An 11,599-nucleotide genomic window follows, 5' to 3' on the forward strand; every position below is an offset into this window, starting at 1 on the left:
TTTATTTTAGTCATAAAAGGTACTCAAAAAACGCTTTTTAATCAATCACAATCTACTGTAACGACTGATAAAACGTTATAAATTGTTTATTTTTCAATTTTAGAACTTTCGGTTATATCTGTTATACTCACGACGTCATTTTATGAGGCTGTTATGATTTCAAAAAACCAACTCAAGCTAATTCGCGCATTAGGTCAAAAAAAGTACCGAAAGCAATATAATCAATACCTTGTACAAGGTGAGAAAAACGTACTTGAGTTATTGGCAAGTGGCTTGGCGATTGTTGATGTATTTGCTACAGCGGCTTTTATTGCGCAGTTTCAAAGTGAATTTACTCATGTAACTATGGTTGAAGCGGATGAAGACAGCCTAACCAAAGCCAGCACTTTGGTGTCAAACAATGCGGCTATAGCGATTGTTGCTATGCCTAAAGTTAGCTTGCCAGCATCAGAAGGCTTGATATTAGCACTTGATGGTGTGTCAGATCCGGGGAATCTCGGGACAATTATTCGCGTGGCTGACTGGTATGGCATAAAGCACATTGTTACAAGTTTAGACAGCGCCGACCCATACAATCCAAAAACCATTAGTGCCACAATGGGATCGTTTGTTCGAGTTGCTGTTAGCCAAGTTGATCTGCCTACTTATTTAAATGGGCTTAATTTACCTATTTATGGTGCTTTTTTAGAAGGTGAAAATCTGCACCAAGCAACACTCACGCAAACTGGAGTATTACTAATGGGCAGCGAATCTCATGGTATTCGCGCTGAATGCGCCGCACTTGTTACTAATAAGATTACTATTCCAGCATTTGGCGCGGCTGAATCACTCAATGTTGCCATGGCAACAGGGATTATTTTAGATAATTTTAAACGCCAAGCTTAACCTTTTGACCTAAAGTGGGTTAAATTAACCTCAAGCAGATAACAATAATAATCGGTAAACCAATTAGATGCGTCTGAGCAGCATAAAATTAGCGGGCTTTAAATCCTTTGTAGAGCCCACTAAAATTCCATTTCCTGATCAAATGACCTGTGTTGTAGGCCCAAACGGCTGCGGCAAGTCTAATGTGATTGATGCGGTGCGCTGGGTGCTAGGTGAAAGCTCTGCGAAAAACTTGCGCGGTGATGCCATGACCGATGTTATTTTTAATGGCTCAACTAATCGCAAACCGATATCGCAAGCATCTGTCGAACTTATTTTTGATAATACGCAAGGGCATTTACCCAATACCTTTGCGGATCGTAATCAGGTGGCTATCAAGCGCTTAGTGACGCGCGATGGACAATCATTATATTTTCTTAACGGCAGTAAGTGCCGTAAGCGCGATATTACGGATATATTTTTAGGCACCGGCCTTGGCCCGCGTAGCTATGCGATTATCGAGCAGGGCATGATCTCACGCTTGATTGAAAGCAAACCAGCTGATTTACGCGTATTTTTGGAAGAAGCCGCGGGGGTTTCAAAATACAAAGAGCGTCGCCGTGAAACGCAAACTCGAATTAAAAGCACTCGCGAAAACCTTGAGCGTTTACTTGATGTACGTAAAGAATTACAAGCCCAAGTTGATAAGTTGGCGGTACAGTCAGTAGAGGCAAAAAAATACCGAGAGCTAAAAGCGCAAGAGCGAACTCTTAAAGGTCAGTTAGCTGTATTAAAATGGCAGAAACTGCATCAACAGCAAGTTGCAAAAGCCGATCAAATGACCCAGTTAAATGAGCAAATTAGCTTTTTTAAGCTCGCCCATTCAGGTCATGATGATGTACTGGCAAGTCTTGAAAACCAAGTTCAACATCAGCTGGAAAAGCTCAATGATGCGCAGCAAACCCAACATAAAACGCACACTGAACTTACTCGCGCTGAGCAACAACAAATTAGTTTAAAACAGCAACAACAAGCGTTTAATCACAATTTGCTTAAACAACAGCAATTGCAACTGCAAAATCAGCAACTACGACAGCAGCAAAAAGATTACGCTAATGAGCAACAAAATACCTTACAAGAGGCAATTGAACATACCATAATTTGTACAGAGCAGGTTGCTGAAATGACAGAAACGGTTACTCAGTTACAGGCAGAAAAAGAGCAAGCAATCGCTGATTGGCAAGCTATTAACGAACAGTTTCAAACGATAAACGCGCACTATAGCCAACAACAGAATATTGCTGAACACTACACGCAAAATCAGCATTATATTGAAGATCAGCAAACCGCGTTGGCTAGCGAGTTAGCAGAGCTTGCCGATAATCCAATTGCTGAGCAAGTATCACAACAACAGCAACTAATGCAGTCGTTAACTCAGGAGCTTGCAGCAAAACAAACCGCGCTAAATAAAGTACATAACAGCGCGCAGGATGCTCAAGCGACCTTGCGTAGCTATAAAGATACTCAGCAAACACTTACTCAGCAGCTCAACGAAACGAAGGCTAAAATAGCGGGCTTGAATTCAATGCTCGGGGATACGAAAGCGCACGCCGAAGGTAATTTATTAGCGCAGTTAGTTGTGCGCAGTGGCTATGAACATTTAGTTGAGCAGGCACTGCAAGGGCTTGAACAGTTAAATGTAACCGCTGCGGCCACTGCTAATGGAATATGGCCCACTGTTGATGTCGCACCTCAAGGTTCACTGGCCACATTTATAGAGCAAGGAATTTACCCTGATTTATTACATAGAATTGCTTATAGAGAGCGCCTCAGTGGTGATGATTTAGCCGATCAATACTGGCTGGCTGTGATAGATAGTGATGGTAATATTCATGGCCGAAACTGGCAGCAGCAAGCGGATAAAACTGCTGATAATTCATTGCTTGTAAAGCAGAAGCAGTTACTTGAGGCGACACAGTTAACTGCGCAGATCAATAGCGAGCTTACGATACAAAACACCTCAGTAACAGCGCAGCAGCAAGTATGTGAAGAGCTTAATACACAAAGTGAAACATTAAAAGCTGCGGTTCATCAGCTTGCTCAACAAGTGGCTTCTGGCAGTACTCGTCGCGATATGTTGAAAGAGCAGTTACAGCAATTTCAACATCAACAGCACAAGTTACAAAACAAACTTACACAGTTAAATGTTGAATACGCTAACCTTGAAGATAAGCTAACAGCTCAACAGCAGCATATCGAACAGCTGGCAAAGCAACGCGACGAAATCACTGCTAATCGCGATGCTGCACAATTGCGGCAACAACAAAGTGATGAGCAATTTCGACAAGCCAATACACAGTTAGAGCGTTATAAAACACAGGCTCATCAAGCGACACTGAGTGAACAAAAGGCGCGTAGTGAATGCCAACTTAGTGACACTAAGCTACAACATGCTATTACTGCGTGTGAATCGGCTCAAGAGGCTGTGCTGGAATTAACAGCACAAATAGAAGAGCTTGTTATGCCGTTAGAAGAAGTGGCAGAGCAAATCATAGTATTGTTAGAGCAAAACCAACAAAGTGACATTGAGCTCAAAAATTTGCAAACTGCATTGAGTGAGGCTAAAACAGCACTTGCTGATAAGCAATCAACGCTAAAAGCATCACAGGCGGAAATGGTGTTATTGCAAGAGCAATTACAACAACATGCCCTTGAGGAGCAAAGCTTATTAGTGAAAGCACAAGCAGCGCTTGAGCCGCTTGATGAATTACAGCAAAACTTGAAAGAGGTATTGGCGCGCCTTCCTGACAATGCCAACATAAGTACACATCAAGGTCAGCTTAATAAAGTGACGCAGAATTTAGCTGAGTTGGGGGCTGTAAATTTAGCGGCAATTGATGAGTTTGAACAAGCGCAGCAGCGAAGTCAGTATTTAGATGCCCAAGTTGAAGATTTAACTCAAGCCTTGATGACTCTTGAGGGGGCAATTGGCAAGATTGACCGTGAAACTAAAACGCGTTTTAAAGCAACGTTTGATCAAGTTAACCGCGACTTTGCTCAGTTGTTCCCAAAAGTATTTGGTGGCGGCAGTGCATACCTAGAATTAACCAGTGATGACTTATTAGAAAGTGGTGTTAGTATAATGGCACGCCCACCGGGCAAGAAAAATTCAACAATTCACCTTTTAAGTGGTGGAGAAAAAGCGCTGACCGCATTATCATTAGTGTTTTCAATATTCAGGCTCAATCCAGCTCCGTTCTGTATGCTGGATGAAGTAGATGCGCCATTGGATGATGCGAATGTTGGACGGTTTTGCCGATTAGTTGAGGAAATGTCACAATCGGTGCAATTTATTTATATCAGTCATAATAAAATTGCCATGGAAATGGCTGGTAGATTGACGGGTGTAACAATGGCTGAGCCAGGCGTTTCGCGTATGGTTGCTGTAGATATAGAACAAGCGGTGCAAATGGCACACGCATAATTATTAATATTTGAGTAAATAGATAATAAAAGGTGAGGGGATGGCCGAACAATTAAGATGGGTTTTAATCATTATCAGTGTAGTAGTCATTGGTGGATTATTAATACATGGCCTATGGTCAGTGCGTAAGAAAGATGCACCCACTGCGACAAATGACGAACGGGTTGAGCCTGCGGATCATCAAGCACCTATTGAGCGTCAAAGTGCACCTGAGCCAGTCTCTCATGCTGAGCGTGACGAACCGCAGTTTGGCGATTTAAGCTTTAGCGCAGAAGACAAGCAGCCCCAGGCTAATTCATTTACAGCGCCAGAGCCGGAGGAGGCAGTAGTTGCCCCTGCAGAGCCTCAGGATGAGGTCATTACTGAGCCTGAGCAAGAGCCTGAACAGCCTGCAGCCAGTGATTTTATCATCGTGCATATTCAAATGCCGGAAGGCTTAAATATGGAAGGCAGTAAATTATTGCCAGCTGTTAACACCCTTGGCTTTAAATATTCTGAAGAAGGTTTTTTTAATCGTCACTTAGATCCAGCCGGCCACGGACCTGTGTTATTTCGCTTAGTTAACATGTACAACCCAGGCACGTTTGATATTGATAATATGGAACAATTTAGTACTGCTGGGATCAGCTTATTTATGACCTTACCGTGTGATGGTGACGGCCTTGCAGCATTTAATATGTTACACAGTGCAGCTAAAAAGTTAGCGGATGAATTTGGCGCCACTATTTTAGATTCACAGCGTGAAGCAATGACCGTTGATAGCGTGCGCGAGTATGTTGAAAAAGTGAGACGTTTCTCAGTTTAATCATTTGCTATGTATAAAATTAATTAGTTAAGAGTTTTATAAGCCACTTAATGATGACTCGTTAAAGTGGCTTTTTTTATGTTTTTTGAGGTCAGTATGTCCACTTTAGTGTTAGCGCAAATTACGCAACTTCGTCAGCAATTAGAAGATCATAATCACAATTATTATGTGCTTGATAAACCGAGTATTCCAGACGCCGAATATGATCGCCTGTTACGGGAATTAAGTGTACTTGAGACTGATAATCCCCAGTACATGAGCGCCGACTCTCCCACCCAGAAAGTAGGTGGAGCTGCGCTTGCCAAATTTGAGCAAGTTACACACCAAGTTCCTATGTTGTCGTTAGATAACGCTTTTAGTGAAGAAGAATTCAGTGCTTTTAACCGTCGTATTAAAGAGCGCTTGATGGACAATAACGAGCTGACATTTTGCTGCGAACCAAAGCTTGATGGTTTAGCGGTCTCTATTTTATACCGCAATGGTGTGCTTGTGCAGGCCGCAACTCGCGGTGATGGTCACACCGGTGAAAATATTACCACTAACGTAAAAACAATTCGTAATGTGCCATTAAAGTTACGCGGTGATGATTTTCCCGAGGAAATTGAAATCCGTGGTGAAGTATTTATGGATAGCGCGGGGTTTGAAAAACTTAATGCTGAGGCTGCAAAGCGTGGTGAGAAAGTGTTTGTTAACCCCCGCAATGCCGCTGCAGGTAGTTTACGTCAATTAGATTCAAAAATTACCGCTAAACGTCCGCTGATGTTTTATGCCTACAGTATTGGTGTTGTTACCAATGGAGAGTTGCCAAGTGATCATTATCAGCAATTGGCTAAGCTCACAGATTGGGGGTTACCACTTTGTCCAGAAACTAAATTAGTAGAAGGGCAGCAGGCTGCTTTAGATTACTATCATGACATTCTTGAGCGACGCAGTGCGCTGAAATATGAAATCGATGGTGTGGTGATCAAAATTAACAACAAAGCCATGCAAGAACGTTTAGGCTTTGTGGCACGAGCGCCGCGCTGGGCTATTGCGTATAAGTTCCCAGCTCAAGAAGAGATCACTCAGTTACTTGATGTTGAATTTCAAGTAGGCCGCACAGGGGCAATTACACCCGTTGCCCGTTTAGAACCGGTGTTTGTTGGTGGGGTTACAGTATCGAATGCAACCTTGCATAATCGTGATGAAATAGACCGTTTAGGGGTTAAAATTGGCGACACGGTGATCATCCGCCGGGCTGGCGATGTGATCCCGCAGATTACTCAAGTGGTAGTAGAGCGCCGCCCAGCAGATGCGAAGGAAATAGAGTTTCCGGCTACGTGTCCAATTTGTGACTCCCATGTTGAGCGCATCGAAGGTGAAGCTGTTGCGCGTTGTACAGGTGGCTTGGTATGTCAAGCACAACGCAAAGAAGCAATTAAGCATTTTGCCTCACGAAAAGCACTCGACATAGATGGCCTTGGCGATAAAATTGTTGAGCAGCTGGTGGACAGAGAGCTTATTAAAACCCCAGCAGACTTATTTATTCTTAAGCAAGGGCATTTTGAGTCACTTGAACGTATGGGGCCAAAATCTGCAAAAAATTTAGTTGCAGCACTTGATGATGCGAAACAAACAACATTAGCTAAGTTTTTATACTCTTTAGGTATTCGAGAAGTTGGTGAAGCGACGGCGCAAAACCTAGCCAATCACTTTTTGACCCTAGAAAAGGTCACCACGGCAACCACAGAAGCGTTAGTTGAAGTCAGTGATGTGGGTGAAATTGTTGCCAAGCATGTTCGTGGTTTTTTTGCTGAACAACATAATTTAGACGTTGTAAATGCATTAGTTGAGCAGGGGATCCATTGGCCTGAGTTAACTCCTCCAAGTGAAGACTCACAGCCACTTGCGGGCTTAACCTATGTGTTAACTGGCACTTTAAACGAGCTTAACCGTAATGATGCTAAAGCTCGCTTACAACAATTAGGCGCAAAAGTCTCTGGCAGTGTCTCTGCAAAAACAGACGCCTTAATTGCGGGTGAAAAAGCAGGCTCTAAGTTAACGAAAGCGCAAGACTTAGGAATTAATATACTAAGCGAAGATGATTTAATCGCGTTACTGGCGCAACATAATGGATAGTGTTATTACACTTTTTCAGGACTTAGCACTGACTTTCGGTCAGTGGCTAAAACCGTACTTGTATAATATTGCTTTATTGTTGGTGGTTTGTATTGTGTCTCTGTATGCCAATGAGATCATTAAAACCACGAAACGATTTGTAGCAAGGCGTCATTTTATTATGAGGGTGGCTGCTTTTGTATTGGTAACTGGGTTCGGCTTTGGCTTATTAGTGGTATTTGTGACACCGTTAATTAGTCAGTTACTGATGCTTTTTGGCACGCGTTGGCTTGCAGTTACCACGATCACTGCATTTATCCTACTCGGTATTTTAGCTGATAGGAAAAATCAGCTATGAAAAGGTATGGACCTGAGTATTGGGATAAATACGGCACATACCGTACACCGATAGCATTTCATTTGAGTTTGTTGATTTTGCTGCGAGCATATTTTATTTGGATCATTGCGGCACTTAGCCGCCGTCCTGAGCTTGATTTGATGTCGTTGGTATTTCGATCGAAGAGTGATTTTTTCAGTGCTTTGGCCATCGGTGCAATCGCGATTATTCCGGCAGTGGTGTTTTGTCTGCGAAGGCCGCAAAAAAATGCCGCTAGTGCGGCACGCTTTGCGCGAATATGGCGTTTTATGCGCTGGCCATTATTGGTTTGCGCTGCAATAGATTTAAGCTGGTTAGTTATTCAAGCGGCGCATAGTTATTATCAATTTTCGATGTTTTTAGCCTTACAGATGGTGACTGTATTGTGGGTGTTACTGTATTTAGCGAAAAGCCGTTATCTAACGGTATTTTTTAATGATTGGCCTGATCCAGAAACTGATAATAAACGCCATTAACAAATGCAAATTAAGAGGAGCTGCAATGCAAGCAATTAATAAACGATTGGCGCTGATCGTCGGTTGCTTTGGTGTAGTATTAGTATTGTTGAGTGTATTTACTGAGTTATTACAACAGGCTTGGTTCATATTTTTAATTGCTTTATGGCTGTTTGTATTTAGTTCATGTTGTTATCGCCTTACGCCACTCTTTAAAGCACGTAATCCTTTAGATAAATTTATTCAGCGAGAGCAACAGCACCTTTTATTGTTTACTTTGTCAGGATTTTTCGACAGGGTTCATGGCCCACAGTGGTTGGTAATTGATAGTATTGAGAAAATACAGTGTCAGGATGATCAATGCACTATTTTTTCCAGCGAACAGCAGCAATGCACGATAGGCTTACCTGCTTCTCAAGCTGAACTTTTAGATTACTTTAATAGCCTTTTTACAGAACATGAAAAGCTGTCAATTACCATCGTATGAAATTAAACCTTGATTACCACGGTATTAGTTAGTTCAACAATAAAACCGTAGGAGGTATAGCATGCAGCAGCAAGTTGGCCTTGGTGGTAGCTGTCATTGGTGTACGGAGGCGATTTTTAGTGCACTAAAAGGGGTTGTTAAGGTGGAGCAAGGCTGGTTTAAAACGACAGAGCAAGGTAGTCAATTTAGCGAAGCAATAAGGCTTTACTTTGATCCAGAAAAAATCAGTCTGATTGATTTAATCGCTATTCACATTGATACCCACAGCGCGACCAGTACTCACAGTATGCGTAATAAGTACCGTTCGGCTATTTATGTTTATAGCGACGAGCAATATGATGCTGCGTTACAGGGCTTAAATTTAAAGCAGGCTGATTATCTTGCTCCTTTGATCACGCAAGTGTTCAGCGCAGGGGAGTTTAAACACTCACCAAGTCAGTATCAGAATTATTATTTTTCAAACCCAAACAAACCCTTTTGTGAAGTGCGAATAAACCCTAAGCTCGCAATGCTATTAGCGCGATACCGTGATAATGTAGATTACAGTAAATTAGCCCATCTTAGTCAATGAGGTCAGTTATGTTGAATTGGAATGATATTTTAAACTTTGCCACAAATGGCAACCCAGAGCCGAGCCGCAAAGTCGTCAAAACAGAGCAACAATGGCGAGAACAATTAAGCGAAGAAGCTTTTTATGTTACTCGCAATAAAGGCACTGAGCGTCCGCACAGCTCTGACAGCTGCACTTTGTTTGAACCAGGTAAGTACGCTTGTATATGCTGTGATAACTTACTGTTTGATGGCGATGAGAAGTTTGACAGTGGCACTGGTTGGCCATCGTTTACTCAACCTGCGCAAGTTAATTCAATCGCGTATAACAGTGATAAAAGCCACGGCATGCAACGAATAGAAACGGTGTGCAATGTGTGTGATGCGCATTTGGGGCATGTATTCCCTGATGGCCCAATGCCAAGTGGCTTACGGTATTGTATTAACGCTGTATCATTGCAAAAGCTGTAACTTAAATGACTCATACAAAGTAACTAAATTTAGCTAACGTTATTATAATTGTTTATTTTTTTTATCTGGCTCTTCTAAACTGGCAAGCGTCAGTCCCATTGCTGTCGCTTGCATAACTATTTTATTGAAGCGTTGCTGTTGCTCATTATCTAATGAAGTTGAATTGAGAAGCGCATAGCATTTTTTTGCCATTACTAGATTTAATGTGTGGCCATTTTGCTTGTTACTATCAAATAGACATTGTAATAAATTTAATGCAATGCTGGGATTACGAGGCATGATCCTAAATGCTTGAGTAAAGGCTTCAAGCGCGGTATTTAATTGGCCACGATTAAACTGAGTCACAGCATGGTTGTTTAGTTCTTTCGGCCCCATTTTTATATCGCGGCGCTCGCTTTGTTGCTGTTGAATATACCGTAAATAGATAGGATCACTGACCGTTGGGTGACGCTCACAATGGCTGATAATCTGGCTGAACAGAGATTGCGCTTTATGATGAAATCCCAGCTCATGAAATGCTTTTGCTTTATCAAGTGCGCCATCTACCGAGCGAATATGATTATCGTCATCATCAAGCTGTTCGATCAGCATTTTGGCTTTTTGATGCTCGTCCTTTAGGTAGTGCAGGCGGGCATTTAAAACATCAATCTGTGCTTGATTATGGCTATTAGGAAACTGGCTTTTTAAGTCTGTTAAATATTTATTTGTTTGTCTAGAAATACGTTGAATTTGGTCGCTTTGATCTGTTGTAAGAGCAAAGTCAATACCTGCACGCGCTGCATTTAAATACACATCAGGGTGATCGTGGATTGAGTGCTTAGCAAAATTAGCGATGTCTTTTCGCGTAATATAATTCTTTTCATAGTCGTGGTTGATCAAGGAAACATGGCTCAGTGACTTTTGACGCTCTATATTTCGTGGTGCAATATCAACTGCTTGGCTTAAAAAATCTTGAGCTAACTCAAATTGATTCAGTTTGATTTCTAACTTACCAAGTAAATCCAGTGCAACTAATCGTGTTTCATGACGCTGCAGCATTGTCTTGAGCATTCTTTGTGCAAGAATGTGCTCATTATTTGCAATTAACGCTTCCACTAATCCAACTTTGGCCCAAGCGAACTTCTGAATATCTAATACGGACTTAAAAAAATCCTTTGCAACATCAGCACGTTTTAAGCGAAGTAGGGCATCGCCTTTTAAACGTAATAAGATCGCACTATAAGCATTGCCTTTTTTATCAAGCGCAGTGTTGATCTCTTTTAATGCTTTTGAGTCATTACCATCGTCAATGAAGTTGTATATTGTTTGGAGGTTATTCTTACGTAGTAAAATTCGTTCTATACGTGTCTTGAGATCATATACTGTAAAAGGTTTGACTAAAAAGTCGTCAGGCTGCAGCTCTAAAACGCTATGAACAAGCGAGCCGCTAGTTTCAGCAGAAATGAAAATAAAGCCGGTAGAATGTTTTATTAGGCGTTTTACCCGTAGCTCTTCATATAGCTGATAGCCATCTTGATTTTTACTCAGATTAAACGAGCACACAATGAGGTCAAATTGTTCTGTGAGACACTGCTCTTTAGCTGAATTAGCATGCTCAGCAAAGCGTAACTGCCGAAAGCCTAGTTTTTCGAGCGATTGTTTCATATAGCTTTGGGCAAGAGGTTGCTCTTCCACTATTAATATTTTGGCATTAGAAAAAATCTTTGCTGGCATTAGACTTGTGACCACATGAACGTATCAGAGACTATAATAAACAGTCTAGTCGCTGACAAGGGAATTTAAAATTTAATACCGCAACCAAATTTAATTCGATCATCAATAAAATGTGATTGCTATAATTATCTATTAAAGAAAATATTTAAATAGGTTGATGTTTGTAAAGAGTTTGCGAGTTTAGAAGTTCTACTATTAATAGGATTATTAAGGTGTTTTATATGTGGTGAGTGATACTGGACTTGAACCAGTGACCTTCGCCCTTACTTGTAAATGGCGGTGATGCTCTTTTTTATTA

Annotated in this window: 10 protein-coding genes; 9 read left to right on the forward strand and 1 reads right to left on the reverse strand. The window is 41.5% G+C overall.

Going from position 1 to position 11,599, the window contains the following annotated elements; all coding sequences use genetic code 11:
• Positions 1-153 precede the first annotated feature (153 nt).
• The 9 genes from CWB85_RS16180 (at position 154) to msrB (ending at position 9,588) form a co-directional block, all read left to right on the forward strand.
• Entirely contained in the window at positions 154-885 is a 732-nt protein-coding gene (locus CWB85_RS16180; protein ID WP_138555439.1) for an RNA methyltransferase, read from the forward strand.
• A gap of 67 nt (positions 886-952) precedes the next feature.
• Complete coding sequence (locus CWB85_RS16185; RefSeq protein WP_138555440.1) at positions 953-4,348, forward strand: AAA family ATPase; 3,396 nt, start codon at positions 953-955, stop codon at positions 4,346-4,348.
• A gap of 40 nt (positions 4,349-4,388) precedes the next feature.
• On the forward strand, positions 4,389-5,153 hold the full coding sequence (gene zipA, locus CWB85_RS16190) for a cell division protein ZipA (RefSeq protein WP_016707878.1): 765 nt from the start codon (positions 4,389-4,391) through the stop codon (positions 5,151-5,153).
• A gap of 96 nt (positions 5,154-5,249) precedes the next feature.
• Positions 5,250-7,271, forward strand: a complete 2,022-nt coding sequence (ligA, locus tag CWB85_RS16195; RefSeq protein ID WP_029216072.1) for an NAD-dependent DNA ligase LigA — start codon at positions 5,250-5,252, stop codon at positions 7,269-7,271.
• The gene (locus tag CWB85_RS16200; RefSeq protein ID WP_016707876.1) at positions 7,264-7,608 is read left to right on the forward strand and encodes a DUF3392 family protein; all 345 of its coding nucleotides are present in this window, start codon (positions 7,264-7,266) and stop codon (positions 7,606-7,608) included. The genes ligA and CWB85_RS16200 overlap by 8 nt, the downstream gene beginning before the upstream one ends.
• A complete protein-coding gene (locus tag CWB85_RS16205) occupies positions 7,605-8,102 on the forward strand; it encodes a DUF2919 domain-containing protein (protein ID WP_016707875.1) in 498 nt (165 codons plus the stop codon). The genes CWB85_RS16200 and CWB85_RS16205 overlap by 4 nt, the downstream gene beginning before the upstream one ends.
• 25 nt (positions 8,103-8,127) lie before the next feature.
• Positions 8,128-8,568 carry a hypothetical protein gene (locus tag CWB85_RS16210; protein WP_138555441.1) on the forward strand — a complete coding sequence of 147 codons (441 nt, stop codon included), beginning with the start codon at positions 8,128-8,130 and terminating at the stop codon, positions 8,566-8,568.
• 61 nt (positions 8,569-8,629) lie between these two features.
• Complete coding sequence (locus CWB85_RS16215; protein WP_016707873.1) at positions 8,630-9,139, forward strand: peptide-methionine (S)-S-oxide reductase; 510 nt, start codon at positions 8,630-8,632, stop codon at positions 9,137-9,139.
• 8 nt (positions 9,140-9,147) lie between these two features.
• Complete coding sequence (msrB, locus tag CWB85_RS16220; RefSeq protein WP_016707872.1) at positions 9,148-9,588, forward strand: peptide-methionine (R)-S-oxide reductase MsrB; 441 nt, start codon at positions 9,148-9,150, stop codon at positions 9,586-9,588.
• Between the two features lie 42 nt (positions 9,589-9,630).
• Here msrB and CWB85_RS16225 read toward each other — a convergent pair whose 3' ends face one another.
• Positions 9,631-11,301, reverse strand: a complete 1,671-nt coding sequence (locus CWB85_RS16225; RefSeq protein WP_016707871.1) for a tetratricopeptide repeat-containing response regulator — start codon at positions 11,299-11,301, stop codon at positions 9,631-9,633.
• Positions 11,302-11,599 lie beyond the last annotated feature (298 nt).

The sequence above is a fragment of the Pseudoalteromonas sp. S1727 genome (assembly GCF_005886375.1).
GTDB classification, from domain to species: domain Bacteria; phylum Pseudomonadota; class Gammaproteobacteria; order Enterobacterales; family Alteromonadaceae; genus Pseudoalteromonas; species Pseudoalteromonas haloplanktis.

Coding starts and splice junctions, on each gene's coding strand:
- CWB85_RS16180 (WP_138555439.1), top strand. CDS start 154: ATGATTTCAAAAAACCAACTCAAGCTAATTCGCGCATTAGGTCAAAAA.
- CWB85_RS16185 (WP_138555440.1), top strand. CDS start 953: ATGCGTCTGAGCAGCATAAAATTAGCGGGCTTTAAATCCTTTGTAGAG.
- zipA (WP_016707878.1), top strand. CDS start 4,389: ATGGCCGAACAATTAAGATGGGTTTTAATCATTATCAGTGTAGTAGTC.
- ligA (WP_029216072.1), top strand. CDS start 5,250: ATGTCCACTTTAGTGTTAGCGCAAATTACGCAACTTCGTCAGCAATTA.
- CWB85_RS16200 (WP_016707876.1), top strand. CDS start 7,264: ATGGATAGTGTTATTACACTTTTTCAGGACTTAGCACTGACTTTCGGT.
- CWB85_RS16205 (WP_016707875.1), top strand. CDS start 7,605: ATGAAAAGGTATGGACCTGAGTATTGGGATAAATACGGCACATACCGT.
- CWB85_RS16210 (WP_138555441.1), top strand. CDS start 8,128: ATGCAAGCAATTAATAAACGATTGGCGCTGATCGTCGGTTGCTTTGGT.
- CWB85_RS16215 (WP_016707873.1), top strand. CDS start 8,630: ATGCAGCAGCAAGTTGGCCTTGGTGGTAGCTGTCATTGGTGTACGGAG.
- msrB (WP_016707872.1), top strand. CDS start 9,148: ATGTTGAATTGGAATGATATTTTAAACTTTGCCACAAATGGCAACCCA.
- CWB85_RS16225 (WP_016707871.1), bottom strand. CDS start 11,301: ATGCCAGCAAAGATTTTTTCTAATGCCAAAATATTAATAGTGGAAGAG.